Source organism: Lelliottia sp. GFLA7 (assembly GCF_056490165.1).
The window spans coordinates 740077-766075 of record NZ_JBWLAQ010000002.1 but is presented as its reverse complement, the minus strand read 5'-3'; the positions used below and the strand labels follow the sequence as shown (position 1 = coordinate 766075).

The 25999-nt window shown below is 52.6% G+C and carries 23 protein-coding genes; 19 read left to right on the top strand and 4 right to left on the bottom strand.

Annotated elements, in window-relative coordinates; translation table 11 throughout:
* Positions 1-303 precede the first annotated feature (303 nt).
* The 4 genes from yfbV to AC07RN_RS09145 all read left to right on the top strand — a co-directional run bounded on the left by yfbV (position 304) and on the right by AC07RN_RS09145 (position 3925).
* On the top strand, positions 304-759 hold the full coding sequence (gene yfbV / locus AC07RN_RS09160) for a terminus macrodomain insulation protein YfbV (RefSeq protein WP_015959837.1): 456 nt from the start codon (positions 304-306) through the stop codon (positions 757-759).
* A 91-nt stretch (positions 760-850) separates the two neighbouring features.
* Positions 851-1345: a YfbU family protein gene (locus tag AC07RN_RS09155; protein ID WP_015959836.1), complete on the top strand. Its 495-nt coding sequence runs from the start codon at positions 851-853 to the stop codon at positions 1343-1345.
* Between the two features lie 10 nt (positions 1346-1355).
* Complete coding sequence (locus AC07RN_RS09150) at positions 1356-2015, top strand: sugar phosphatase (RefSeq protein WP_478336177.1); 660 nt, start codon at positions 1356-1358, stop codon at positions 2013-2015.
* 77 nt (positions 2016-2092) lie between these two features.
* A complete protein-coding gene (locus AC07RN_RS09145; protein WP_235133758.1) occupies positions 2093-3925 on the top strand; it encodes an SLC13 family permease in 1833 nt (610 codons plus the stop codon).
* Positions 3926-3957: 32 nt separating this feature from the next.
* Here the strand turns inward: AC07RN_RS09145 and yfbR are convergent, their stop codons facing one another.
* The gene (gene yfbR, locus AC07RN_RS09140; protein ID WP_478336176.1) at positions 3958-4557 is read right to left on the bottom strand and encodes a 5'-deoxynucleotidase; all 600 of its coding nucleotides are present in this window, start codon (positions 4555-4557) and stop codon (positions 3958-3960) included.
* Between the two features lie 93 nt (positions 4558-4650).
* On the bottom strand, positions 4651-5868 hold the full coding sequence (gene alaA / locus AC07RN_RS09135) for an alanine transaminase AlaA (RefSeq protein WP_015959832.1): 1218 nt from the start codon (positions 5866-5868) through the stop codon (positions 4651-4653).
* Positions 5869-6754: 886 nt separating this feature from the next.
* Between alaA and lrhA the strand changes: the two genes are divergently transcribed.
* The 14 genes from lrhA to nuoN all read left to right on the top strand — a co-directional run bounded on the left by lrhA (position 6755) and on the right by nuoN (position 23343).
* On the top strand, positions 6755-7693 hold the full coding sequence (lrhA, locus tag AC07RN_RS09130) for a transcriptional regulator LrhA (RefSeq protein ID WP_015959831.1): 939 nt from the start codon (positions 6755-6757) through the stop codon (positions 7691-7693).
* A gap of 630 nt (positions 7694-8323) precedes the next feature.
* A complete protein-coding gene (nuoA, locus tag AC07RN_RS09125; protein WP_015959830.1) occupies positions 8324-8764 on the top strand; it encodes an NADH-quinone oxidoreductase subunit NuoA in 441 nt (146 codons plus the stop codon).
* A gap of 15 nt (positions 8765-8779) precedes the next feature.
* Positions 8780-9454 (top strand): NADH-quinone oxidoreductase subunit NuoB, encoded by a 675-nt coding sequence (gene nuoB, locus AC07RN_RS09120; RefSeq protein ID WP_015959829.1) that lies wholly within the window; start codon positions 8780-8782, stop codon positions 9452-9454.
* Positions 9455-9544: 90 nt separating this feature from the next.
* The gene (gene nuoC / locus AC07RN_RS09115; RefSeq protein ID WP_478336175.1) at positions 9545-11344 is read left to right on the top strand and encodes an NADH-quinone oxidoreductase subunit C/D; all 1800 of its coding nucleotides are present in this window, start codon (positions 9545-9547) and stop codon (positions 11342-11344) included.
* A gap of 2 nt (positions 11345-11346) precedes the next feature.
* Positions 11347-11847, top strand: coding sequence for an NADH-quinone oxidoreductase subunit NuoE (gene nuoE / locus AC07RN_RS09110; RefSeq protein ID WP_015959827.1), 501 nt, complete (start codon positions 11347-11349; stop codon positions 11845-11847).
* Positions 11844-13181, top strand: a complete 1338-nt coding sequence (nuoF, locus tag AC07RN_RS09105; RefSeq protein ID WP_015959826.1) for an NADH-quinone oxidoreductase subunit NuoF — start codon at positions 11844-11846, stop codon at positions 13179-13181. The genes nuoE and nuoF overlap by 4 nt, the downstream gene beginning before the upstream one ends.
* A gap of 56 nt (positions 13182-13237) precedes the next feature.
* Positions 13238-15964 (top strand): NADH-quinone oxidoreductase subunit NuoG, encoded by a 2727-nt coding sequence (gene nuoG / locus AC07RN_RS09100; protein WP_478336174.1) that lies wholly within the window; start codon positions 13238-13240, stop codon positions 15962-15964.
* Positions 15961-16938 (top strand): NADH-quinone oxidoreductase subunit NuoH, encoded by a 978-nt coding sequence (gene nuoH / locus AC07RN_RS09095; RefSeq protein ID WP_015959824.1) that lies wholly within the window; start codon positions 15961-15963, stop codon positions 16936-16938. Before nuoG ends, nuoH begins: the two co-directional genes overlap by 4 nt.
* A 13-nt stretch (positions 16939-16951) precedes the next feature.
* Positions 16952-17494 carry an NADH-quinone oxidoreductase subunit NuoI gene (gene nuoI / locus AC07RN_RS09090; RefSeq protein WP_015959823.1) on the top strand — a complete coding sequence of 181 codons (543 nt, stop codon included), beginning with the start codon at positions 16952-16954 and terminating at the stop codon, positions 17492-17494.
* 11 nt (positions 17495-17505) lie between these two features.
* Complete coding sequence (gene nuoJ, locus AC07RN_RS09085) at positions 17506-18060, top strand: NADH-quinone oxidoreductase subunit J (protein WP_015959822.1); 555 nt, start codon at positions 17506-17508, stop codon at positions 18058-18060.
* Positions 18057-18359: an NADH-quinone oxidoreductase subunit NuoK gene (gene nuoK / locus AC07RN_RS09080; protein ID WP_015959821.1), complete on the top strand. Its 303-nt coding sequence runs from the start codon at positions 18057-18059 to the stop codon at positions 18357-18359. The genes nuoJ and nuoK overlap by 4 nt, the downstream gene beginning before the upstream one ends.
* Positions 18356-20197 carry an NADH-quinone oxidoreductase subunit L gene (gene nuoL / locus AC07RN_RS09075; protein WP_478336173.1) on the top strand — a complete coding sequence of 614 codons (1842 nt, stop codon included), beginning with the start codon at positions 18356-18358 and terminating at the stop codon, positions 20195-20197. Before nuoK ends, nuoL begins: the two co-directional genes overlap by 4 nt.
* A 152-nt stretch (positions 20198-20349) precedes the next feature.
* On the top strand, positions 20350-21879 hold the full coding sequence (nuoM, locus tag AC07RN_RS09070; protein ID WP_015959819.1) for an NADH-quinone oxidoreductase subunit M: 1530 nt from the start codon (positions 20350-20352) through the stop codon (positions 21877-21879).
* A 6-nt stretch (positions 21880-21885) separates the two neighbouring features.
* Positions 21886-23343, top strand: a complete 1458-nt coding sequence (nuoN, locus tag AC07RN_RS09065) for an NADH-quinone oxidoreductase subunit NuoN (protein ID WP_015959818.1) — start codon at positions 21886-21888, stop codon at positions 23341-23343.
* A gap of 111 nt (positions 23344-23454) precedes the next feature.
* On the opposite strand, the gene AC07RN_RS09060 is transcribed toward nuoN, so the two are convergent.
* Both AC07RN_RS09060 and rnz read right to left on the bottom strand, forming a co-directional pair.
* Positions 23455-24447 (bottom strand): chemotaxis protein, encoded by a 993-nt coding sequence (locus tag AC07RN_RS09060; RefSeq protein WP_015959817.1) that lies wholly within the window; start codon positions 24445-24447, stop codon positions 23455-23457.
* A gap of 64 nt (positions 24448-24511) precedes the next feature.
* Positions 24512-25429 (bottom strand): ribonuclease Z, encoded by a 918-nt coding sequence (gene rnz, locus AC07RN_RS09055; protein WP_478336172.1) that lies wholly within the window; start codon positions 25427-25429, stop codon positions 24512-24514.
* Between the two features lie 71 nt (positions 25430-25500).
* Here rnz and AC07RN_RS09050 point away from each other — a divergent pair, with 71 nt between their 5' ends.
* On the top strand, positions 25501-25965 hold the full coding sequence (locus tag AC07RN_RS09050) for a GNAT family N-acetyltransferase (protein WP_478336171.1): 465 nt from the start codon (positions 25501-25503) through the stop codon (positions 25963-25965).
* Positions 25966-25999 lie beyond the last annotated feature (34 nt).

The following is a 25999-nucleotide window of genomic DNA, read 5'->3' as shown; positions in this document are numbered from 1 at the left end:
CGTCAGTGAGTCTCAAAGCGTAGCGCATGAGGACCCAGACATTTATGATTAACATCATGCCAAACGAACTTTCTGGCATGATGAAAGAAATCCATATGATTTTACGCCATTTTGAACGATTTTCAGACAATGGCATAATATGCGATAATTTGACGAGTTAACGATTCTCGTCTAAGGCCCTTTGAGGCTGGCACAGAATACCCGATACTGGGTAGCTATGACAAAATATTTTGAACGTTGTCATAGCTTGTTGTGGTTTTGCACGAAAATTTTAATTTTTATATGTGAAGTTGAGGTACAGCCATGTCGACACCTGAGAACCCCTCCGTGAGCTTCTTTAGCCTTTTTCGTCGAGGCCAGCTTTATGCAAAGACGTGGCCCCTGGAAAAGCGTCTTGCGCCCGTGTTCGTAGATAACCGGGTCATTCGCATTACCCGCTATGCGATTCGCTTTATGCCGCCGATCGCGGTCTTTACCCTGTGCTGGCAAATTGCGCTGGGTGGACAACTGGGACCGGCTGTCGCCACGGCTCTGTTTGCACTCAGTCTGCCAATGCAGGGTTTGTGGTGGCTGGGCAAGCGCTCGGTCACGCCGTTGCCACCGACTATTTTAAACTGGTTTTATGAAGTGCGCGGTAAACTTCAGGAAGCAGGGCAGGCGCTCGCTCCGGTCGAAGGTAAACCCGATTATCAGGCGCTGGCGGATACGCTCAAGCGGGCATTTAAGCAACTTGACAAAACATTCCTTGATGACTTGTGATTGATCATCGAAACGGTTGTAAAAAGAAGGCACAGTAACAAACAGTTACCGTGTCTTTTTTTTAAGTGCCATGCGCAACAGGAGTCGAAAGATGGAAATGACCAACGCTCAACGTCTGATTTTGTCCAATCAGTACAAAATGATGACCATGCTTGATCCCGACAACGCTGAGCGCTACCGCCGCTTGCAAACCATCGTCGAACGTGGCTTTGGTTTGCAGATGCGCGAGCTGGACCGTGAGTTTGGTGAATTGAAGGAAGAAACCTGTCGCACCGTTATCGACATCATGGAGATGTACCACGCGCTGCACGTTTCCTGGACCAACCTGAAAGATGCCCAAACCATTGATGAGCGTCGCGTGACGTTCCTGGGCTTTGATGTCGCCACCGAATCACGCTATCTGAGTTACGTCCGCTTCATGGTCAACACGGAAGGGCGTTACACCCATTTTGATGCGGGCACGCATGGCTTTAACTCGCAAACCCCCATGTGGGAAAAATACCAACGGATGTTGAGCGTGTGGCATTCATGCCCGCGTCAGTATCATTTAAGCAGCAACGAGATCCAACAAATCATCAATGCCTGAGGGGGTGAATGTGCAGTGTAAAGGTTTTCTGTTTGATCTGGACGGTACGCTGGTGGATTCGCTGCCGGTTGTCGAGCGTTCATGGTGCCATTGGGCCGACAGGCATGGCATTGACCATCAGGACGTGCTGAATTTTATCCATGGCAAACAGGCCATTACTTCTCTCCGCCATTTTCTGCCTGGAAGAAGCGAAGACGAAATTCAGTCCGAGTTCACGTATCTGGAGCAAATCGAAGCGTCAGATACCGATGGCATCGTTGCGCTACCGGGGGCAATTGAACTGCTCCAGCATTTGAATGAAGCACACATTCCATGGGCTATTGTGACGTCTGGTTCGGTTCCGGTCGCGCATGCGCGCCACAATGCGGCGGGACTCCCGTTACCGGAAGTTTTCGTCACGGCAGAACGAGTGAAACGCGGTAAACCTGAGCCGGACGCCTTTTTGTTAGGTGCGGAATTGTTGGGGCTTCACCCTGCCGATTGCGTGGTGGTCGAAGACGCAGCCGCCGGTGTGCTGGCGGGGCTTAACGCCGGAAGCCATGTGATTGCCGTCAATGTGCCGACCGGTTCACCCCGGCTGGACGAGGTCGACTTCGTGATCTCTTCGCTGGAAACTCTTGAAGTCCACAGGAATTCAGACGGAAATGTGACCGTCTCCTTGAAAATGTAATCTCATGAATTGGCCCCACAGTGTTGGGGCCTTTTTGTGGCAAAATTTCTCCTTTTCCCCCCTGACAAGGACATGTTGTGAACGGTGAATTGATTTGGGTGCTCAGCCTGCTCGCTATCGCCATTATTCTCTTTGCAACTGGCAAAGTACGCATGGACGCCGTTGCGCTGCTGGTTATTGTCGCGTTCGTACTGAGTGGTACGCTTACGCTTCCTGAAGCTTTCTCTGGATTTAGCGATCCCAACGTCATTCTGATTGCCGCCCTCTTTATTATTGGTGACGGGCTGGTGCGAACCGGGGTAGCGACGGTGATGGGCTCGTGGCTGGTTAAAGTGGCGGGTAGCAGTGAAACCAAGATGCTTATTTACCTGATGCTCACGGTGGCAGGTCTTGGCGCGTTTATGAGTTCCACCGGCGTGGTCGCTATTTTTATCCCGGTCGTGCTGAGCGTCTCAATGCGTATGCAAACCTCACCCTCGCGGTTAATGATGCCGCTGAGTTTTGCAGGGCTCATCAGCGGGATGATGACGCTCGTAGCGACGCCGCCAAACCTGGTGGTGAACAGCGAGCTATTGCGAGAAGGGTACGCGGGCTTCAGCTTCTTTAGCGTGACGCCTATTGGTCTGGTTGTGTTGGTTCTTGGCGTGTTTTACATGCTGCTGACCCGTTTTGCCCTGAAAGGGGATCCCCTCCATAAAAATAAAGATGGCTGGCGTCGACGGACCTTCCGCGATCTGATCAAAGAGTACCGTCTAACCGGGCGTGCACGCCGTCTGGCGATCCGCCCGGGTTCGCCGCTGATCGGTCAGCGCCTTGATGATCTCAAGCTGCGCGAGCGTTATGGCGCGAATGTTATTGGTGTCGAACGCTGGCGGCGGTTTCGGCGCGTCATTGTCAACGTCAACGGGGTATCGGAGTTCCGTGCGCGAGACGTTTTACTGATCGATATGTCGACGGCCGATGTTGATTTACGTGAGTTTTGCGCTGAACAACTGCTGGAGCCGATGGTGCTGCGCGGGGAATACTTCTCCGATCAGGCGCTTGACGTAGGAATGGCGGAAGTTTCACTTATTCCAGAATCCGAACTGTTGGGCAAAACCGTGCGTGAAATGGGTTTTCGTACCCGCTATGGCCTTAACGTCGTGGGGCTAAAGCGTGATGGCGTGGCAGTGGAAGGGGCGGTGGTGGATGAGCCGTTACAGTTGGGTGATATCTTCCTCGTCGTAGGAAACTGGAAGCTCATCAGCCAGTTGGGGCAAAAAGGGCGCGACTTTGTGGTGCTGAATATGCCTATAGAAGAGAGTGACGCCTCACCCGCTCATAGCCAGGCTCCGCACGCCATTTTCTGTCTGGTCCTCATGGTGGCATTGATGCTAACCGACGAAATCCCTAATCCTATCGCCGCGATAGTTGCCTGTTTATTGATGGGGAAATTCCGCTGTATCGATGCCGAAAGTGCTTATAAAGCTATTCATTGGCCAAGCATTATTCTTATTGTGGGGATGATGCCATTTGCTCTGGCGCTGCAAAAAACAGGCGGCGTGGATTTGGTCGTCAAAGGATTGATGGACGTCGGCGGGGGTTACGGTCCCTACATGATGCTAGTGTGTCTGTTTGTGATGTGCGCGACGATTGGACTCTTTATTTCCAATACCGCAACGGCTGTCCTGATGGCGCCTATCGCTTTGGCGATGGCGAAATCAATGGGAGTATCACCTTATCCATTTGCCATGATGGTGGCGATGGCGGCTTCCGCTGCGTTTATGACGCCCGTGTCATCACCGGTAAATACGCTAGTGTTGGGACCCGGAAATTATAAATTCAGCGATTTTGTTAAGCTTGGTGTGCCGTTTACGCTTTTAGTGATGATGGTGTGCGTCGTGCTGATCCCGGTTCTTTTCCCATTTTAATGCATTCGCCCGGTTGTCACCGGGCGAGATTTTTACAGCGGTGAATCCTGACTTATCTCATCCAGCGACAGCTGAAAACTTGGCACAAAGACCTGCATAAAATAGTCCATCTCTTCACTGCGTCGTGATGCTAACGTTTTTTCCAGGCGCGATTTCGCAAGCAAGAATTCGTTGTTGCCCGCAGAAAGTTCTTCCAGACATTTCAGATAGGCGCACAACGCATCGGCCTGTTTTACCAATAATCTTTCTTCTTCGCTGCACTGATGTTCGTCGATGAGCGGCGCAAAAATATCGCGTAACTCCTCTGGAACCATATCAACCAGCTTCTGCTGGGCTATTTTTTCTATGGCTTTATATTCTTGTGCTATCTGCGAGTTGAAATATTTGACCGGTGTTGGTAAATCGCCAGTTAGCACTTCTGACGCGTCGTGATACATCGCCAGCAGGGCAATGCGTTCGGCGTTGACGTTTCCATTGAATTTACGATTTTTAATCGCCGCTAGCGCATGGGCGACCATCGCCACCTGCAAACTGTGCTCGGAGACATTTTCGGTACGCACATTGCGCATGAGCGGCCAGCGGTTGATGAGTTTCAGGCGGGACAGATGGGCGAAGAAATGACTTTGACTCATAAGTTACCTTTTGTCTTTCACTGCGACAGATTTCATTGTGCGGGGAGGGGAGGCAAGATGCAAATCAGGCTGCCGTGGGCAGCCTGATGAAGGTTACAGCTGATGGTAACCGGACAGGAAACGGCCAAATCGACTGATTGCCATTTCAAGCTCGTCTTCGCGCGGTAAGGTAACGATACGAACGTGGTCAGGCCATGGCCAGTTGAACGCTGTACCCTGTACCAGCAGTACTTTTTCCTGTAACAGGAAATCGAGCACCATTTTCTGGTCATCATGAATATTGAAGCGCTTGGCATCAATTTTCGGGAACATGTAGAGTGCGCCATTCGGCTTCACGCACGACACGCCAGGAATATCATTAATCAATTCCCACGCGCGGTTACGTTGTTCATACAGGCGCCCGCCTGGCACGATAAACTCGCTAATGCTTTGATACCCGCCAAGCGCAGTCTGAATCGCGTGTTGCGCCGGAACGTTGGCACACAAGCGCATCGACGCCAGCATTTCCAGGCCCTCGATATAACCTTTAGCGTGCTTTTTCGGACCGTGAAGGACCATCCATCCCTGGCGGAAACCCGCCACGCGGTAAGTTTTTGACAAGCCGTTAAAGGTGACCGTCAGAAGATCGGGTGCCAGCGCCGCGATGGAGTGGTGCTGTGCCGCGTCGTACAGGATTTTGTCGTAAATCTCGTCGGCATAAATGATCAGGTTGTGCTGACGGGCGATCTCAACGATCTCCATCAACAGCTCTTTGGAATAGACCGCCCCGGTTGGATTGTTCGGGTTGATAATAACGATACCGCGCGTGCGTGGCGTGATTTTAGAGCGGATATCGTCAAGGTCCGGGAACCAGTCAGAAGATTCATCACACAGATAATGCACGGCTTTACCGCTCGAGAGCGATACGGCGGCAGTCCACAACGGATAATCCGGCGCGGGAACGAGCATCTCATCGCCGCTGTTCAACAGCGCCTGCATAGCCTGCACGATCAATTCGGAAACGCCGTTACCGATATAGATATCTTCAACGGTGACATCACGCATACCGCGAGCCTGATAGTGCTGCATGATCGCTTTACGGGCGGAGTACAGCCCCTTTGAATCACAGTAGCCTTGGGCCGTTGGGAGGTTACGGATCACATCAACGAGGATTTCGTCCGGCGCATCAAAACCAAATGGCGCAGGATTACCAATGTTGAGTTTCAGAACTTTGTTGCCTTCCTCTTCAAGGCGTTTCGCCTCTTTGAGAACGGGGCCGCGGATGTCGTAACAGACGTTATCTAATTTGCTGGATTTTTCGATAGGGGACATGAATCTTTGACCTTTTAGCTGTTATTGCCACTCCCTGCCGTGGAAGTCAGCACGAAACAATGTACTCCCACCGCGCTGCATTTTGAAGGGTGTGCAGTAGAAGATTTTGTTGAGTGAAGAAAATGATGTGGAATGTCTTTATCTGAAGATTTAGCCTTTTCATGGTTAATGTGTTTGCTCAATCATTGTTTTTTAGTGTTATATCTTGATGGGTAAAATTTTTATTGTATTTTATCCTGTTTGAAACTAAGGTTGAGCATCCAAAGTGGATGCGTCTGGAATGGTTTCCTCGGGTGACTTTTCGTAAAATCGGAATGCTTCTTACTATCTTTGGTAAATGTTTAATTTTGACAAACGTTACGCGTGTGAAAATAATGTTAAGCAGTATTAATGAATAAACCTAATCTAAATTAATGTTTATTTATTATTGACGCTTAAATCTTAACTTTCGTTAATTTTAATAAAATTAGTTTAGCGCTATATCAACATCGTTTAATCGGCGATGGTGCGATAATACTTATAAATAAAGCGGGTTTGAGTTAAGATGTTGTCTCAGTAAAACGGATGAATGTTTACATTTCAGTGTATTTTTTTCTGTTTTGACTGTATTAATTGATTGTTATTGTAAGAATTATCTCTGTTATAACGGATATGCGACACTCTTGCTGCTGTAGCCGTGTTGCCTGAAAGATGAGGCTGATTTGAAATTTCTTTAATGGAATTTACCTGGATCGGCAAAACCTCTAAATATTCTTAACGCTTAAGAGAATAAAATTATCGTCATGGAACGTTGTTTCTGACTTTTGCTATACACCAGCCAATAACTATCTGTCAGGTAGTCTGCCGGTCGGGCAGCTCCGCACGAGCAACTAGTAAGTGAATAGATATGATAAATGCAAATCGTCCGATAATGAATCTCGACCTCGATCTGCTGAGAACTTTTGTTGCGGTCGCTGATCTCAATACATTTGCAGCCGCTGCTGCGGCTGTGTGTCGTACCCAGTCGGCTGTTAGTCAGCAGATGCAGCGACTGGAACAGCTTGTTGGTAAAGAACTTTTCGCCCGTCATGGCCGCAATAAGCTCTTAACCGAGCATGGAATTCAGCTTCTGGGTTACGCCAGGAAGATACTTCGCTTCAATGATGAAGCATGTATGTCATTAATGTTTAGTAACCTTCAGGGCGTGCTAACCTTAGGTGCATCTGATGAGTCGGCTGATACGATCTTGCCATTTTTGCTTAATCGCATTAGTTCGGTTTATCCGAAGCTTGCGCTAGATGTGAGCGTAAAACGCAATGCGTTTATGATCGATATGCTAAAAGAGCACGAAGTTGATCTGGTGGTAACTACACATCGCCCTGGACAATTCGATTGTTTGACGCTGCGGACGTCTCCGACGCACTGGTACTGCGCCGCAGAATATGTGCTGCAAAAAGGCGATCCAATTCCGTTGGTGTTGCTTGACGATCCAAGTCCATTCCGCGATATGGCGCTTAATGCACTGAATGAAGCCAATATTCCATGGCGTCTGGCTTATGTGGCTTCTACGTTGCCAGCAGTACGCGCCGCTGTTAAGGCTGGACTGGGCGTCACGGCACGTCCTGTTGAGATGATGAGTCCAGATTTACGTGTGTTAGGCCGTGCAGATGGACTGCCAATGCTACCGGACACGGAATATCTCCTGTGTCACAACACAGCCAGCAATAATGAACTGGCTAAAATCGTGTTCGACGCGATGGTGAGCTACCATAATCCGTGGCAATACGAGAATCTTACTCCTGAAGGGGGGGATGATTCCCTTGTCGTTGAAAAGGATTTTCAGTGATCTATATCCTAAAATCCTCGTAACAATTTGTAATTGTAAAAAAAGGCCACTCGCCAGCAATTCTCGCGGAGTGGTTTTTTTTTGACAACAATATCACTATTATTATTATGCCTTTTAAAAATACCTGTTTATTTTCATCTGGATAATTAATTTTGGTGGATTTGTGGGCATTTTGATTTTGAAATTTTGCTTTAGCCGTCAATGTTAAAAAAACAGTAAAAATGTTGCTGTTTTTTTGGTTGGATTAACAAAAGCGTGTCTCAGATCAAGAAAATACTCCTCTTTGGGGGGAGGAATCAGCGGCAAATCCTGTCAAAATAGGAGGGTAATATTACTTTTACTGCAAAACGGACACGATTCAACAGCCTGCAGTTGACGTAAAGTCATCCACCCACCAGGGTTAAAGGGCATGAAATGTTAATGAGAATTGATCCGTGTGATTTAATGTGAAGAAACCTTTGTTAAAGTTGACAAAAGGTTATAGAAAGGAGTAAAAAACCACATCATTTTGCTGTCTATGTCTCATTTCTGGCAGTCGATGTAAGGTTATTTATTCCTCCCCATGAATCGATGTGATGTCCATCTGCCAGTAAGAGCAGAGCTAAAGGTATCACTTTTGATGAGTAAGCAATGAGTATGTCAACATCCACAGAAGTCGTCGCTCATCACTGGGCATTCGCAATCTTTCTTATTGTTGCCATAGGTCTGTGCTGCCTGATGTTAATCGGCGGCTGGTTCCTGGGCGGTCGCGCCCGCGCAAGGCACAAAAACACCCCATTTGAATCGGGTATCGATTCGGTAGGTACTGCACGCTTACGCCTGTCCGCCAAGTTCTATTTGGTGGCCATGTTCTTCGTCATCTTCGACGTTGAAGCGCTCTACCTGTTCGCATGGTCAACCTCAATTCGTGAAAGCGGATGGGTGGGCTTTGTCGAAGCCGCAATTTTCATTTTAGTGCTACTGGCCGGTCTGGTTTATCTGGTGCGCATCGGCGCTCTGGACTGGACACCTACGCGTTCACGCCGTGAACTGGTTAACCCGGAAAACAGTAACTCTAATCGTCAGCAGTAACAGCGAGGCAATAAGATGGATTATACGCTCACCCGCATAGATCCTAACGGTGAGAATGACCGTTACCCCCTGCAAAAACAGGAGATCGTAACCGACCCCTTGGAGCAAGAAATCAACAAAAGCGTGTACATGGGCAAGCTCGAACATGCCATGCACGATATGGTCAACTGGGGTCGTAAGAACTCAATCTGGCCATACAACTTTGGTCTTTCTTGCTGCTACGTTGAAATGGTGACGTCATTCACTGCGGTGCATGACGTTGCGCGTTTTGGTGCCGAGGTACTGCGTGCGTCACCACGTCAGGCTGACCTGATGGTGGTTGCGGGAACCTGCTTCACCAAAATGGCGCCAGTTATTCAGCGTCTTTACGATCAAATGCTCGAGCCGAAATGGGTCATTTCCATGGGTGCATGTGCAAACTCCGGTGGTATGTACGACATTTATTCCGTCGTACAGGGCGTCGATAAGTTTATCCCAGTGGATGTTTACATTCCTGGCTGTCCGCCACGACCAGAAGCTTACATGCAGGCACTGATGCTGCTGCAGGATTCGATCGGCAAAGAGCGCCGTCCGCTTTCCTGGGTGGTTGGCGATCAGGGCGTGTATCGCGCCAATATGCAATCAGAGCGCGAGCGTAAACGCGGCGAACGTATTGCAGTGACTAACCTGCGTACGCCTGACGAAATTTAATTTACGCCTGCGGGCAGTGGAGAAACCCTTCGCATATCACTATACAAATAGCGCGAAGCCATGCCCGACAGTCACCACGGACCATTTGCAATGGTGAACAATATGACCGACTTAACCGCGCAAGCCGCTTGCCTTACCCGGGACCATCTGGATGACCCGGTCATCGGCGAACTGCGCAACCGTTTTGGGCCGGATGCCTTTACTGTTCAGGCCACCCGCACCGGGGTACCCGTCGTTTGGGTTAAGCGTGAACAATTACTGGAAGTGGGCGATTTCTTAAAGAGACTGCCAAAACCTTACGTCATGCTGTTTGACCTCCACGGCATGGATGAGCGCTTACGCACGCACCGTCACGGTTTACCCGCGGCGGATTTTTCCGTTTTCTACCACCTGATCTCAATAGACCGCAATCGGGATATCATGCTCAAGGTGGCATTGTCTGAAAACGACATGCGCTTGCCAACGTTCACAAAACTTTTCCCGAACGCTAACTGGTATGAGCGTGAAACCTGGGAAATGTTTGGTATGACCTTCGACGGTCACCCGCATCTGACGCGTCTTCTGATGCCGCCAACGTGGACCGGCCACCCGCTGCGTAAAGATTATCCGGCGCGTGCGACCGAATTCGATCCGTTTGAGCTCACCAAAGCCAAACAGGATCTGGAGATGGAAGCACTGACGTTCAAGCCTGAAGACTGGGGCATGAAGCGCAGCACCGAAAACGAGGATTTCATGTTCCTCAACCTCGGTCCAAACCACCCATCTTCACACGGTGCATTCCGTATTATCCTTCAGCTTGATGGCGAAGAGATTGTCGACTGCGTTCCTGATATCGGCTATCACCACCGTGGTGCTGAGAAGATGGGCGAGCGTCAGTCCTGGCACAGTTACATTCCGTACACCGACCGTATCGAATACCTCGGCGGTTGCGTGAACGAAATGCCGTACGTGCTGGCGGTTGAGAAACTGGCGGGTATTACCGTTCCGGATCGCGTGAACGTCATTCGTGTCATGCTCTCCGAACTGTTCCGCATCAACAGCCACTTGCTGTATATCTCTACGTTCATTCAGGACGTCGGTGCGATGACGCCGGTCTTCTTCGCCTTTACTGACCGTCAAAAAATCTACGATGTCGTCGAAGCCATTACCGGTTTCCGTATGCATCCGGCCTGGTTCCGTATCGGCGGTGTTGCACACGATCTGCCGCGCGGCTGGGATAAGCTGCTGCGTGATTTCCTCGACTGGATGCCAAAGCGTCTGGACTCTTACGAGAAAGCCGCGCTGCGTAACACCATTCTGATTGCCCGTTCTAAGGGTGTTGCTGCCTACGGTGCGAAAGAAGCCCTGGATTGGGGTTGTACCGGTGCTGCGCTGCGTGCGACAGGGATTGATTTCGACGTGCGAAAAGCGCGTCCATACTCAGGCTATGAAAACTTCGACTTTGAAGTCCCGGTTGGCGGCGGTGTTTCTGACTGCTACACCCGCGTGATGCTGAAAGTGGAAGAGCTCCGCCAAAGCTTGCGCATTCTTGAGCAGTGTCTCAACAACATGCCGGAAGGCCCGTTCAAGGCGGATCACCCGCTGACTACGCCGCCACCGAAAGAGCGTACGCTGCAACATATCGAAACCCTGATCACCCACTTCCTGCAAGTTTCGTGGGGTCCGGTTATGCCGGCCAACGAATCCTTCCAGATGATTGAGGCGACCAAGGGTATCAACAGTTATTACCTGACCAGCGATGGCAGCACCATGAGCTACCGTACTCGTATTCGTACCCCGAGCTTTGCGCATTTGCAGCAAATTCCGGTGGCGGTACGCGGCAGCCTGGTGTCCGACTTGATCGTCCATCTGGGTAGTATCGATTTTGTTATGTCAGATGTGGACCGCTAATTATGCACGAGAATCAACAACCACAAACCGAGGCGTTTGAGCTGAGTGCGGCAGAACGTGCGGCGATTGAGCACGAGATGCACCACTACGAAGACCCGCGTGCGGCTTCCATTGAAGCGCTGAAAATCGTTCAGAAACAGCGCGGTTGGGTGCCAGATGGCGCGATTTATGCGATCGCTGAAGTGCTCGGCATTCCGGCAAGTGATGTGGAAGGGGTGGCAACGTTCTACAGCCAAATCTTCCGCCAGCCGGTTGGCCGTCATGTGATCCGCTATTGCGACAGCGTGGTCTGCCATATTACGGGTTATCAGGGAATTCAGGCCGCGCTCGAGAAAAAACTCGATATCAAGCCAGGACAAACGACGTTCGACGGTCGTTTTACCCTGCTGCCGACCTGCTGCCTGGGTAACTGCGACAAGGGGCCGAGCATGATGATTGATGAGGACACTCACAGCCATCTGACGCCGGAAGCGATTCCTGACCTGCTGGAGCAGTACAAATGAAAACTGTAATTCGTACTGCTGAAACTCATCCGCTGACCTGGCGTCTGCGCGATGACAAACAGCCGGTATGGCTCGATGAATATCAAAGCAAAAACGGTTACGAAGGTGCTCGCAAAGCCCTTGCTGGCATGGCGCCGGATGAAATCGTGAATGCGGTGAAAGACGCTGGCCTGAAAGGGCGTGGCGGCGCGGGCTTTTCCACGGGTCTTAAGTGGAGTCTGATGCCGAAAGACGAATCCATGAACATCCGTTACCTGCTGTGTAACGCCGATGAAATGGAACCCGGCACCTATAAAGACCGCCTGCTGATGGAACAGCTGCCACACCTGCTGGTGGAAGGCATGCTGATCTCCGCGTTTGCACTGAAAGCTTACCGCGGCTACATCTTCCTGCGCGGTGAGTACATCGAAGCGGCAGAAAACCTGCGTCGTGCGATTGCCGAAGCTACCGAAGCGGGTCTGCTTGGCAAAAATATCCTCGGCACCGGTTTTGACTTCGAACTGTTCGTGCACACCGGGGCAGGGCGTTATATCTGCGGTGAAGAAACCGCGCTGATTAACTCCCTTGAAGGCCGCCGTGCGAATCCACGCTCCAAGCCACCGTTCCCGGCAAGCTCCGGCGTGTGGGGTAAACCGACCTGTGTGAACAACGTCGAAACCCTGTGTAACGTCCCGGCTATTCTTGCTAACGGCGTGGAGTGGTATCAAAACATCTCTACCAGTAAAGACGCTGGCACAAAGCTGATGGGCTTCTCTGGTCGCGTCAAAAATCCAGGTCTTTGGGAATTACCGTTCGGTACCACCGCGCGCGAAATCCTTGAAGACTACGCTGGCGGTATGCGCGATGGACTCAAGTTCAAAGCCTGGCAGCCGGGCGGCGCAGGTACAGACTTCCTGACCGAAGCGCATCTTGACCTGCCAATGGAATTTGAAAGCATTGGTAAAGCGGGTAGCCGTCTGGGTACTGCGCTGGCGATGGCCGTTGACCATGAAATTGGTATGGTGCCGCTGGTCCGCAACCTGGAAGAATTCTTCGCTCGCGAGTCTTGTGGCTGGTGTACACCTTGCCGCGATGGCTTGCCGTGGAGCGTGAAGATCCTGCGTGCTCTTGAGCGTGGCGAAGGCCAGCCTGGTGATATCGAGACACTTGAGCAACTGTGTCGATTCCTTGGTCCGGGCAAAACTTTCTGTGCCCACGCACCTGGCGCCGTTGAGCCTCTGCAAAGCGCGATTAAATATTTCCGCGAAGAATTCGAAGCAGGCATCAAGCAGCAGTTCAGCAATACCCATGCAATAAACGGGATTCAGCCGAACCTGCTAAAAGCGCGCTGGTAGCGATATTGAATTTTGATTAACGCTCGGATTTATTCGAGCCAACTGGAAGCATGCTAATGGCTACGATTCATGTAGACGGCAAAGAATACGAAGTCAACGGGGCGGACAACCTGCTAGAAGCTTGTCTGTCTCTTGGCCTTGATATTCCGTATTTTTGCTGGCATCCGGCGCTGGGAAGCGTCGGTGCTTGCCGCCAGTGTGCGGTGAAGCAATATCAAAACGCGGAAGACACGCGTGGTCGCCTGGTGATGTCCTGTATGACACCAGCAACCGAAGGCACCTTTATTTCTATCGACGACGCAGAAGCGAAACAGTTCCGTGAAAGCGTGGTGGAATGGTTAATGACCAACCACCCGCACGACTGTCCGGTCTGCGAAGAGGGCGGTAACTGCCACCTTCAGGATATGACCGTGATGACGGGTCATAGTTTCCGTCGCTATCGTTTTACCAAACGTACCCACCGTAATCAGGATTTGGGGCCGTTCATCTCTCACGAAATGAACCGCTGCATCGCCTGTTACCGCTGCGTGCGTTACTACAAAGATTACGCAGATGGCGAAGATCTGGGCGTCTATGGCGCACATGACAACGTCTACTTTGGTCGTCCGGAAGACGGTACGCTTGAAAGCGAATTCTCCGGTAACCTGGTAGAAATCTGCCCGACCGGCGTGTTCACTGATAAAACACACTCCGAGCGCTACAACCGTAAGTGGGACATGCAGTTTGCACCCAGCATCTGCCAGCAATGTTCCCTTGGCTGTAACACCAGCCCGGGCGAGCGTTACGGTGAACTGCGTCGTATCGAAAACCGTTACAACGGTACCGTTAACCACTACTTCCTGTGCGACCGTGGTCGTTTCGGCTATGGCTATGTGAACCTGAAAGACCGTCCACGTCAGCCGGTTCAACGCCGTGGCGACGATGTGATCACCCTGAACGCCGAACAGGCAATGCAGGGCGCGGCAGACATTCTGCGTCAGTCTAAGAAAGTGATCGGTATCGGTTCTCCACGTGCCAGCGTTGAAAGTAACTTTGCGCTGCGTGAGCTGGTGGGTGCAGAAAACTTCTACACCGGCATTGCTAACGGTGAGCAAGAACGTCTGCAACTGGTGCTAAAAGTGCTGCGTGAAGGCGGTATTCGTACCCCTGCGCTGCGCGAAATCGAATCCTACGATGCCGTCCTGGTGCTGGGTGAAGATCTGACGCAAACGGGCGCGCGCGTTGCTTTGGCGGTTCGTCAGGCAGTGAAAGGTAAAGCACGTGAAATGGCAGCAGCCCAGAAAGTGGCTGACTGGCAGATTGCTGCGATCATGAACATCGGCCAGCGCGCGAAACATCCGCTGTTTGTCACCAACGTTGACAACACGCGTCTTGACGATATCGCAGCGTGGACCTATCGCGCGCCGGTTGAAGATCAGGCGCGTCTTGGCTTTGCAATCGCACATGCGTTGGATAACAGCGCGCCGGCCGTTGACGGTCTGGATCGCGATTTGCAGAACAAGATCGACGTGATCGTGCAGGCGCTGGCGGGTGCGAAGAAACCACTGATTATTTCCGGTACCAACGCCGGGAGTGCTGACGTGATACAGGCTGCAGCAAACGTTGCGAAAGCCCTAAAAGGCCGTGGTGCTGACGTTGGCGTGACCATGATTGCTCGCGCGGTCAACAGCATGGGTCTGGGTATGATCGGCGGCGGTTCTCTGGAAGAGGCCCTTAGCGAACTCGAAACCGGTGCCGCTGATGGCGTCATCGTGCTTGAGAACGACCTGCATCGTCATGCCTCTGCTGCACGCGTTGATGCTGCACTCGCCAAAGCGCCGCTGGTGATGGTTATCGACCATCAGCGTACGGCGATTATGGACAAAGCACACCTCGTGCTGTCTGCGGCAAGCTTTGCTGAAAGCGATGGTACGGTCATCAACAACGAAGGCCGCGCACAGCGTTTCTTCCAGGTTTATGACCCGTCATATTACGACAGCAACATCGTGATGCTGGAAAGCTGGCGCTGGCTGCACTCGCTGCACAGCACCGTTCAGAGCCACGAAGTGGACTGGACGCAGCTTGACCACGTTATCGATGCGGTTGTGGAAAAACTACCTCAGTTGGCTGGCATTAAAGAAGCTGCACCAGATGCAAGCTTCCGTATTCGCGGTCAGAAACTGGCCCGTGAGCCACACCGTTACAGTGGCCGTACTGCGATGCGCGCCAATATCAGCGTGCATGAACCGCGTCAGCCGCAGGATAAAGACACGATGTTTGCCTTCTCAATGGAAGGGAACAACCAGCCGTCTGCTCCGCGCTCTCAGGTTCCATTTGCATGGGCTCCGGGCTGGAACTCCCCGCAGGCATGGAACAAATTCCAGTCTGAAGTGGGCGGTTCTCTGCGCCACGGCGATCCAGGCGTACGTCTGATTGAAGCTAGCGAAACAGGTCTGGATTACTACACGACCGTTCCGGCAAGCTTTGAGGCTCAGGAAGGCAACTGGCGTATCGCGCCGTACTACCATCTGTTTGGTAGCGATGAGATGTCCCAGCGTTCCCCTGTGTTCCAGACGCGCATGCCGCAGCCCTACATCAAACTCAATCCGGCGGATGCCGCGAAGCTTGGCGTAAACGCGGGCAGCCAAATCTCCTTTAGCTACGAAGGCCAGACAATCAGCTTGCCGCTGATTATTGCCGAAGGTCTTACAGCAGGGCAGGTGGGTCTGCCGATGGGATTACCGGGTATTGCCCCGGTCCTGGCGGGCGCGCGTCTTGATAATCTGCAGGAGGCACAAGCATGAGTTGGTTAACGCCGGATCTTATCGACATTCTGTTAAGCATTCTCAAGGCGGTGGTCATTCTGCTGGTGGTTGTCACCTGCGGTGCGTTCATGAGCTTTGGCGAACGTCGTCTGCTCGGTCTGTTCCAGAACCGTTACGGACCGAACCGTGTTGGCTGGGGTGGCTCACTCCAGCTGGTCGCGGACATGATCAAGATGTTCTTTAAAGAAGACTGGATTCCGAAATTCTCGGACCGCGTCATCTTTACCCTTGCACCGATGATCGCGTTCACGTCGTTGCTGCTGGCATTCGCCATCGTTCCGGTTAGCCCAACCTGGGTTGTGGCTGACCTGAATATCGGGATTTTGTTCTTCCTGATGATGGCTGGCCTGGCGGTTTACGCGGTGCTGTTCGCCGGTTGGTCCAGTAACAACAAATACTCGCTGCTGGGTGCGATGCGTGCTTCCGCGCAGACGCTGAGCTACGAAGTGTTCCTTGGACTCTCCCTGATGGGCGTGGTGGCGCAGGCCGGTTCATTCAACATGACCGACATCGTCAACAACCAGGCCGACATCTGGAACGTGATCCCGCAGTTCTTTGGTTTTGTCACCTTTGCTATCGCGGGTGTGGCTGTGTGTCACCGTCACCCATTTGACCAGCCAGAAGCCGAGCAGGAACTGGCCGACGGTTACCACATTGAATATTCCGGTATGAAATTCGGTCTGTTCTTCGTGGGCGAATACATCGGTATCGTCACCATTTCTGCGCTGATGGTCACGCTGTTCTTTGGTGGCTGGCACGGTCCGTTCTTACCGCCGTTCATCTGGTTCGCGCTGAAAACCGCGTTCTTCATGATGATGTTCATTTTGATTCGCGCCTCATTACCGCGTCCGCGTTATGACCAGGTAATGTCCTTCGGCTGGAAAGTGTGCCTGCCGCTGACGCTAGTCAACTTGTTGGTAACGGCGGCTGTCATTCTCTGGCAGGCGCAATAGGGGCGAATAGATCATGACCTTGAAAGAATTACTCGTAGGCGCCGGCACCCAGATCCGCAGTATCTGGATGATCGGGCTACACGCGTTTGCTAAACGCGAAACCCAGATGTATCCGGAAGAGCCGGTATATCTGCCGCCGCGCTACCGTGGCCGTATCGTGCTTTCTCGCGATCCGGACGGCGAAGAGCGTTGCGTTGCCTGTAACCTGTGTGCGGTAGCGTGTCCGGTAGGCTGTATCTCTCTGCAGAAAGCAGAGACCAAAGATGGCCGCTGGTACCCTGAGTTTTTCCGCATCAACTTCTCGCGCTGCATTTTCTGCGGTCTGTGTGAAGAAGCGTGCCCAACCACGGCGATTCAGCTGACTCCCGATTTTGAAATGGGTGAGTACAAGCGCCAGGACCTGGTGTACGAGAAAGAGGATCTGCTGATTTCCGGTCCGGGCAAATACCCGGAATATAACTTCTACCGGATGGCGGGTATGGCAATCGACGGCAAAGATAAAGGCGAAGCAGAGAACGAAGCTAAGCCTATCGACGTCAAGAGCCTGTTACCGTAAGGAGAAGGGCAATGGAATTCGCTTTTTATATCTGTGGCCTCATCGCCATCCTGGCCACGCTGCGAGTGATCACGCACACCAACCCGGTGCATGCGCTGCTGTATCTGATCATCTCGCTGCTGGCTATTTCCGGCGTGTTTTTCGCGCTTGGTGCGCACTTTGCGGGCGCACTGGAAATCATCGTCTACGCGGGTGCCATTATGGTTCTCTTCGTGTTCGTCGTGATGATGCTGAACCTGGGCGGTGCTGAAATCGAACAGGAACGTCAGTGGCTGAAACCGCAGGTGTGGATTGGTCCGGCTATTTTGTCGGCCATCATGCTGGTGGTTATCGTTTACGCCATTCTGGGTGTTAACGACCAGGGTATTGACGGTACGCCAATCAGCGCTAAAGAAGTCGGTATTGCGCTGTTCGGCCCGTACGTTCTGGCGGTTGAACTGGCATCGATGCTGCTGCTGGCGGGTCTGGTTGTGGCATTCCACGTTGGCCGTGAAGAGCGAGCTGGCGAAGTGCTGAGCAATCGTACTGACGATCGCGCGAAAAGAAAAACGGAGGAGCGCGCATGATTCCTTTAACACATGGACTGATCCTCGCCGCGATTTTATTCGTTCTCGGGCTGACGGGTCTGGTTATCCGCCGCAATCTGCTGTTTATGCTGATCGGTCTGGAAATCATGATTAATGCTTCCGCGCTGGCCTTTGTGGTCGCCGGTAGCTATTGGGGTCAGCCTGATGGTCAGGTTATGTACATTCTCGCGATCAGCCTTGCGGCTGCAGAAGCGAGTATTGGCCTGGCGCTGTTGCTGCAGCTCCATCGTCGCCGCCAGAACCTGAACATCGATTCAGTAAGTGAGTTGCGTGGATGAACATGCTTGCCTTAACCATTATTTTTCCATTGATTGGCTTTGTGCTGCTGGCATTCTCCCGCGGCCGCTGGTCGGAAAACGTGTCCGCAACGGTGGGCATTGGCTCAATCGGCCTAGCTGCGCTGGTCACTGCGTATGCGGGAATTGACTTCTTTAACAACGGCAAGCAGGCCTTCAGCGTCCCGCTGTGGACCTGGATGTCGGTAGGTGATTTCAACATTGGTTTCAACCTGGTCCTGGATGGTCTGTCACTGACCATGCTGTCGGTTGTCACTGGCGTCGGTTTCCTGATCCACATGTTCGCCTCCTGGTATATACGCGGTGAAGAGGGTTACTCCCGCTTCTTCGCCTACACCAACCTGTTCATTGCGAGCATGGTTATTCTGGTGCTGGGCGATAACCTGCTGCTGATGTATCTCGGTTGGGAAGGCGTGGGGCTTTGTTCCTACTTGCTGATCGGTTTCTATTACACCGATCCGAAGAATGGCGCAGCAGCCATGAAAGCGTTCGTCGTGACCCGTGTGGGTGACGTGTTCCTCGCTTTCGCGCTGTTCATTCTTTACAACGAACTGGGCACGCTGAATTTCCGCGAAATGGTGGAACTGGCTCCGGCTCACTTCGAAGCAGGTAACAACATGCTGACGTGGGCGACGCTGATGCTGCTCGGTGGTGCTGTGGGTAAATCCGCGCAGCTGCCGTTGCAGACCTGGCTTGCCGACGCGATGGCCGGTCCAACGCCTGTCTCCGCGCTGATCCACGCTGCTACCATGGTAACTGCAGGGGTCTACCTGATTGCCCGTACGCACGGCCTGTTCCTGATGACGCCGGAAATTCTGCATCTGGTCGGTATCGTGGGTGCGGTAACGCTGGTAATGGCGGGCTTTGCCGCGCTGGTTCAGACCGACATTAAACGCGTTCTTGCGTACTCCACCATGAGCCAGATCGGGTATATGTTCCTGGCGCTGGGTGTGCAGGCGTGGGATGCGGCGATTTTCCATCTGATGACGCACGCGTTCTTTAAAGCGCTGCTGTTCCTCTCGTCTGGCTCGGTGATTCTGGCCTGCCACCACGAGCAGAACATCTTCAAGATGGGCGGTCTGCGCAAATCCATTCCGCTGGTGTACCTCTGCTTCCTGGTGGGTGGCGCGGCGTTGTCAGCGTTGCCAATCATTACGGCGGGCTTCTTCAGTAAGGACGAAATCCTTGCTGGTGCTATGGCGAACGGTCATATCAATCTGATGGTGGCAGGTTTGGTCGGTGCGTTCATGACCTCTCTGTACACCTTCCGTATGATTTTCATCGTCTTCCACGGCAAAGAACAAATTCACGCGCATGCAGGGAAGGGGATAACCCACCATCTGCCGCTGATTGTGCTGCTGGTGCTGTCTACTTTCGTCGGCGCAATGATTGTTCCGCCATTGCAGGGCGTACTGCCAGATACCACCGAGCTTGAGCACGGCCGCGTTCTGACGCTTGAAATCACCTCGGGTGTGGTCGCGATTGCGGGCATCCTGATTGCTGCATGGCTGTGGCTGGGCAAACGTACTCTGGTGACGTCGATTGCCAACAGTGCGCCAGGGCGTCTGCTGAGTACCCTGTGGTACAACGCATGGGGCTTCGATTGGCTGTACGACAAGATTTTCGTCAAGCCATTCCTGGGTATTGCATGGCTGCTCAAACGTGACCCGATGAACTCAATGATGAACATCCCGGCGATTCTTTCCCGCTTTGCAGGCAAAGGCCTGCTGTTGAGCGAGAACGGTTATCTGCGCTGGTATGTCGCATCGATGAGCATCGGCGCGGTTGTGGTGCTGGCTCTGCTGATGGTGTTGCGTTGAGTTTGATGGTTGTGTGAATAGGCCCGGTGAAATCCCGGGCCTGTGAACTAAGAATACATTTAGATTACTTTCCTGAAGTACAGGCTTATCGACGTTGAATATGACGAACGAGAGAGCCTGGGCAGGAGTAAAAATAAGGGACATACTTAGCTATGTTATTGCCTTGGTTGATATTAATTCCCTTCATCGGTGGATTCCTGTGCTGGCAGACTGAACGCTTTGGCGTGAAGATGCCGCGCTGGATTGCGCTGATCACCATGGGATTGACGTTTCTGCTTGGCCTGCAACTCTGGTTGCAGGGCGGCTATTCTTTGACCCAATCTGCGGGCCTTCCGCAGTGGCAATCTGAATTTATCCTGCCGTGGATCCCACGTTTTGGCATCACAATCCATCTGGCAATCGACGGTCTGTCGCTGCTGATGGTGGTGCTGACGGGTCTGCTCGGTGTTCTGGCGGTACTGTGCTCCTGGCGAGAAATCGAAAAATACCAGGGCTTTTTCCACCTGAACCTGATGTGGATTTTGGGCGGCGTCATCGGCGTGTTCCTGGCCATCGACATGTTCCTGTTCTTTTTCTTCTGGGAAATGATGCTGGTGCCGATGTACTTCCTGATCGCGCTGTGGGGCCACAAGGCATCCGACGGTAAAACGCGTATCACGGCGGCAACCAAGTTCTTCATCTACACCCAGGCGAGTGGTCTGGTGATGTTGATTGCGATCCTGGGGCTGGTCTTTGTGCATCACAATGCGACTGGCGTCTGGACCTTCAACTACGAAGAGTTGCTGAAAACGCCAATGTCACACGGTGTTGAATACCTGCTGATGCTCGGTTTCTTCATTGCGTTTGCAGTGAAAATGCCGGTTGTTCCGCTGCACGGCTGGCTGCCAGATGCGCACTCCCAGGCACCAACGGCAGGTTCCGTTGACCTGGCGGGGATTTTGCTGAAAACCGCGGCCTACGGCCTGCTGCGTTTCGCACTGCCGCTGTTCCCGAACGCTTCTGCTGAGTTCGCACCGATTGCGATGTGGCTCGGTGTGATCGGTATTTTCTACGGCGCATGGATGGCATTCACGCAGTACGACATCAAACGTCTTATCGCGTACACCTCCGTTTCCCACATGGGCTTCGTACTGATTGCGATCTACACCGGCAGCCAGCTTGCGTACCAGGGGGCGGTTATCCAGATGATTGCACACGGTCTGTCTGCGGCAGGTCTGTTCATTCTGTGTGGTCAACTGTACGAACGTCTGCATACCCGTGACATGCGCATGATGGGCGGTCTGTGGAGCAAAATTAAATGGTTGCCAGCGCTGTCCATGTTCTTCGCGGTTGCGACGCTGGGTATGCCGGGTACCGGTAACTTTGTCGGCGAATTCATGATTCTGTTCGGCAGCTTCAAAGTGGTTCCGGTTATCACGGTTGTCTCCACTTTCGGCCTGGTTTTCGCGTCCGTTTACTCGCTGGCGATGCTGCACCGCGCTTACTTCGGTAAAGCGAAGAGTGAAATCGCGGCGCAAGAACTGCCGGGGATGTCGCTGCGCGAGCTGTCCATCGTTCTGTTGCTGGTCGTACTGCTGGTGCTGCTGGGCTTATATCCGCAGCCAATTCTGGATACCTCGCATTCCGCGATGGGTAACATCCAGCAGTGGTTTGTTAATTCTGCTTCTACTACAAGGCCGTAAATCGCCATGACAATAACTCCACAACAACTGATCGCGCTGCTACCGCTGCTGATCGTCGGATTGACGGTGGTGGTTGTGATGCTCTCCATTGCGTGGCGACGCAATCACTTCCTGAATGCCACGCTGTCGGTTCTGGGTCTGAACGCTGCGTTAGTCTCCCTCTGGTTTGTTGGCCAGGCGGGCGCCATGGATGTCACCCCGCTGATGCGTGTTGACGGCTTTGCCATGCTCTACACCGGCCTGGTGCTTCTGGCGAGCCTGGCAACCTGTACTTTTGCGTACCCGTGGCTCGAAGGCTATTACGACAACAAAGAAGAGTTTTATCTGCTGGTACTGATCGCTTCACTGGGCGGTATTTTGCTGGCAAACGCCAACCATCTGGCGGCGCTGTTCCTCGGTATTGAGCTGATCTCTCTGCCGCTGTTCGGCCTGATTGGTTACGCGTACCGTCAGAAGCGCTCTCTGGAAGCGAGTATCAAGTATACGATTCTGTCTGCGGCGGCCTCTTCCTTCCTGCTGTTTGGTATTGCGCTGCTGTACGCACAGTCTGGTAATCTCTCTTTCGTCGCACTGGGTAAGAGTCTTGGCGACAACATGCTGCATGAACCGCTGCTGCTGGCGGGTCTGGGCATGATGATTGTGGGTCTGGGCTTCAAGCTTTCTCTGGTTCCGTTCCACCTGTGGACGCCAGACGTATACCAGGGCGCACCGGCTCCGGTTTCCACCTTCCTGGCGACGGCGAGCAAAATCGCTATCTTCAGCGTGGTGATGCGTCTGTTCCTGTACGCTCCAGTGGGTGACAGTGAAGCCGTACGTGTGGTGCTGGGCGTGATTGCATTCGCTTCCATCATCTTCGGTAACCTGATGGCGCTGAGCCAGACCAATATCAAGCGTCTGCTCGGCTACTCCTCTATCTCCCATCTGGGCTACCTGATGGTGGCATTGATCGCGTTGCAAAACGGCTCAATGTCGATGGAAGCAGTCGGTGTTTATCTGGCAGGTTACCTGTTCAGCAGCCTCGGCGCGTTCGGTGTGGTCAGCCTGATGTCCAGCCCGTACCGTGGCCCGGATGCCGATTCACTGTTCTCCTACCGTGGTCTGTTCTGGCACCGTCCGATTTTGTCTGCGGTCATGACCGTCATGATGCTGTCTCTGGCCGGTATCCCGATGACGCTAGGCTTTATCGGTAAATTCTACGTGCTGGCAGTCGGTGTGCAGGCGGGTCTGTGGTGGCTGACCGCTGCGGTGGTTATCGGTTCCGCAATTGGTTTGTACTACTACCTGCGTGTAGCGGTCAGCTTGTATCTGAGCGCGCCGCAACAGCTTAACCGCGATGCGCCAACCAATTGGCAATACAGCGCGGGCGGTATTGTAGTGCTGATTTCTGCGCTGCTGGTGCTGATCTTCGGTATCTATCCGCAACCGCTGATCACGCTCGTGCAACACGCGATGCCGTTGATGTAAGCGATGCATGAAACAAAAAAACCCGCTTCGGCGGGTTTTTTTATGGTTTGCCCCTTTTCCCAGTGGGAAAGGGACGCGGTGAGAGACGAGCCCGCACCGCAACGAAGCCAGCTACTTGCGGCTAATCAGCGGCCCGTCTATTTTCTTCGCTGAGCGATCCAGCACTTCTTCAATCACTGCGGACAGTTCGTTCAGTTCGAACTTAGCCACATAGCCATCCGCTTTCACCTTACGAATATGATCTTCGTTGGCGTTTCCTGAAAGGGATGAGTGGATAACCACCGGAATGTGCTTGAGGATTTCGTCGGTTTTGATTTTGCGCGTCAGGGTGAAACCATCCATCTCCGGCATCTCAAGGTCGGTTAAGACCAGTGAAATTTTATCGGTGATCGGTACGCCCTCTGCCTGCGCTTGCGCGGCCAGAACGCCAATTTTTTCCCACGCTTCTTTCCCGGTGATATGCATTTCGGCAGGAATGTTCATCGCTTCCAGCCCTTTCTCCAGCATAGAGCGCGCGACTTTCGAATCTTCCGCAACAATCGCGACAGCACCAGGCTTGATATTGAATTTGGTTGTTTTCAGGTTGGTCGCATGCAGATCGTGATTGGATGGTGTGATGTCATACAGGATCTGCTCAACGTCGAGCACCATAGCCAGATCGTTCGTATCTGTATTTTCATCAAGACACGCGATGCTGGTGATATAGCGGCCGCTGACGGCCGTCGCAGCATGAACTTGTTTCCAGTCGAGACGCATAATGTTCTCAACGGATTCCACAGCAAACGCCTGCACGCTGCGCGCGTATTCGGTAATGAGCAGAATATTCAGCCCGGTAGCTGGTTTACAACCCGCCACGGCGGCTAAATCGATGACTGGAATCACCTGATCGCGAATATTGACCATCCCCATCAGCGGCGATTTCATGCCCGCAGGTTTGGTGAATTCAGGCATAGGAACAATTTCGCGCAGTTTGAAAACGTTAATGCCAAACAGCTCAGACTTATTTTCATTCAACGACGTACCAAGACGGAACAGCAAAAGTTCGAATCGGTTTGACAGGGTGAGATTCGCCCTGTCATCAATATCTTTCTGGAAATTATCCATTCTACCCTCAAGTGAGATGCTTGCCTTTTAATCGTTATCGGCACGCGGAGGGAAAAGTGAAGGGCTAAACGCAAACCTGCATGAAATCTTGCGCCAGTTCGCATTCCGGGAATACTGCCTGGCACTCTTTCAGCAACAATTCGCAACCCTGTGCGTCGTAGCGCGAACTGACATGGGTGATAAGTAGCCTACCCACAGATGCGTCTCGGGCGAGCTGAGCAGCCTGGCGTGTGGAACTGTGACCGCGACTGTTTGCCTTCTCCTCCATCGCCGCTTCGAGCGTGGCTTCATGGACTAACACATCCGCATTTCTGGCCAGCGCCAGCGCCGCAGGGCAGGGGGCCGTATCGCCAAAAATCACCAGCTTTTTACCCGGCTGTGGCGCTGAAAGGTAATCCTGACCGTTCACAATGCGCCCGTCTTCCAGTGTCACCGTGTCGCCGTGCTTCAGACGCTGGAAAAGAGGACCAGGCTTTATGCCATCGGCGATCAGCGCAGCGGCGTCCAGCGCACCAGGTTTATCGTGTTCCTCAATGCGATAGCCGTAGCATTCCACAGGGTGATTTAGCGCCCCTGCGGTCACGGTATACTGCTCATCTTCGAACACCACGCCTTCGCTAACTTCTACGATCTCAAGTGGGTAATCGGTCCAGGAACCGCTTAAACGCAACGCCGTTTCCGTAAACTCGCGAATCCCCGCCGGGCCGAAGATAGTCAGCGGATTGACGTTTCCGGCCATCGACCGGCTGCATAACAATCCAGGCAAACCGAACACATGATCGCCATGCAAATGGGTGATAAAAATCTTATCGAGCTTACCGGGGTGATAAGCCGTATGTAACAGCTGATGCTGCGTGCCTTCACCGCAATCAAAAAGCCACAGGCCCGCACGCGTGGGATGCTGCAAATCCAGCAGTATTGCCGTCACGTTTCGCGATCGGGTTGGCACGCCAGCAGATGTGCCGAGAAAAATCAGTTCCATAACGCCATCAGACTCTTTGCTAACGAGAAAGTGTTTAGTATAACGGGATGATACCCAATAAGGAGCCTGACATGATTCAGTGGCAAGATTTACATCACAGCGAGCTGACCGTCCCGGTCCTGTATGACATCCTCAAATTGCGCTGTGAAGTGTTTGTCGTCGAACAGACCTGCCCGTATCAGGATATTGATGGTGATGACCTGATCGGCGAGAACCGCCATATTCTCGGCTGGAAGGATAACGAGCTGGTGGCGTATGCGAGGATTCTGAAAAGTGACGAAGATGTCGAGCCTGTCGTCATCGGCCGCGTGATTATCAGCAGCAAAGCGCGCGGCGAAAAACTGGGTTATGCGCTGATGGAGAAAACGCTCTCAGTATGCGAAAAACAGTGGCCTGACAAGGCGTTATATCTCGGTGCGCAGGCCCATCTCCAGACATTTTATGCTCACTTTGGGTTTGTGCCTGTCACTCCCGTGTACGACGAAGATGGTATTCCTCACATCGGCATGGCGAGAGAAACGAAACAGGCGCAATGAGTTGTCGTTGTCTATAGTTACCGAACTAATGCAC

Excerpts from the sequence above, each read along its gene's own strand:
- nuoC (WP_478336175.1), top strand. The coding sequence starts at position 9,545 with ATGGTGAACAATATGACCGACTTAACCGCGCAAGCCGCTTGCCTTACC.
- nuoF (WP_015959826.1), top strand. The coding sequence starts at position 11,844 with ATGAAAACTGTAATTCGTACTGCTGAAACTCATCCGCTGACCTGGCGT.
- alaA (WP_015959832.1), bottom strand. The coding sequence starts at position 5,868 with ATGTCCCCTATCGAAAAATCCAGCAAATTAGATAACGTCTGTTACGAC.
- nuoH (WP_015959824.1), top strand. The coding sequence starts at position 15,961 with ATGAGTTGGTTAACGCCGGATCTTATCGACATTCTGTTAAGCATTCTC.
- yfbR (WP_478336176.1), bottom strand. The coding sequence starts at position 4,557 with ATGAGTCAAAGTCATTTCTTCGCCCATCTGTCCCGCCTGAAACTCATC.
- nuoL (WP_478336173.1), top strand. The coding sequence starts at position 18,356 with ATGAACATGCTTGCCTTAACCATTATTTTTCCATTGATTGGCTTTGTG.
- nuoG (WP_478336174.1), top strand. The coding sequence starts at position 13,238 with ATGGCTACGATTCATGTAGACGGCAAAGAATACGAAGTCAACGGGGCG.
- AC07RN_RS09050 (WP_478336171.1), top strand. The coding sequence starts at position 25,501 with ATGATTCAGTGGCAAGATTTACATCACAGCGAGCTGACCGTCCCGGTC.
- lrhA (WP_015959831.1), top strand. The coding sequence starts at position 6,755 with ATGATAAATGCAAATCGTCCGATAATGAATCTCGACCTCGATCTGCTG.
- rnz (WP_478336172.1), bottom strand. The coding sequence starts at position 25,429 with ATGGAACTGATTTTTCTCGGCACATCTGCTGGCGTGCCAACCCGATCG.
- nuoA (WP_015959830.1), top strand. The coding sequence starts at position 8,324 with ATGAGTATGTCAACATCCACAGAAGTCGTCGCTCATCACTGGGCATTC.
- AC07RN_RS09155 (WP_015959836.1), top strand. The coding sequence starts at position 851 with ATGGAAATGACCAACGCTCAACGTCTGATTTTGTCCAATCAGTACAAA.
- nuoE (WP_015959827.1), top strand. The coding sequence starts at position 11,347 with ATGCACGAGAATCAACAACCACAAACCGAGGCGTTTGAGCTGAGTGCG.
- AC07RN_RS09060 (WP_015959817.1), bottom strand. The coding sequence starts at position 24,447 with ATGGATAATTTCCAGAAAGATATTGATGACAGGGCGAATCTCACCCTG.
- yfbV (WP_015959837.1), top strand. The coding sequence starts at position 304 with ATGTCGACACCTGAGAACCCCTCCGTGAGCTTCTTTAGCCTTTTTCGT.
- nuoK (WP_015959821.1), top strand. The coding sequence starts at position 18,057 with ATGATTCCTTTAACACATGGACTGATCCTCGCCGCGATTTTATTCGTT.
- nuoI (WP_015959823.1), top strand. The coding sequence starts at position 16,952 with ATGACCTTGAAAGAATTACTCGTAGGCGCCGGCACCCAGATCCGCAGT.
- nuoM (WP_015959819.1), top strand. The coding sequence starts at position 20,350 with ATGTTATTGCCTTGGTTGATATTAATTCCCTTCATCGGTGGATTCCTG.
- nuoN (WP_015959818.1), top strand. The coding sequence starts at position 21,886 with ATGACAATAACTCCACAACAACTGATCGCGCTGCTACCGCTGCTGATC.
- nuoB (WP_015959829.1), top strand. The coding sequence starts at position 8,780 with ATGGATTATACGCTCACCCGCATAGATCCTAACGGTGAGAATGACCGT.
- nuoJ (WP_015959822.1), top strand. The coding sequence starts at position 17,506 with ATGGAATTCGCTTTTTATATCTGTGGCCTCATCGCCATCCTGGCCACG.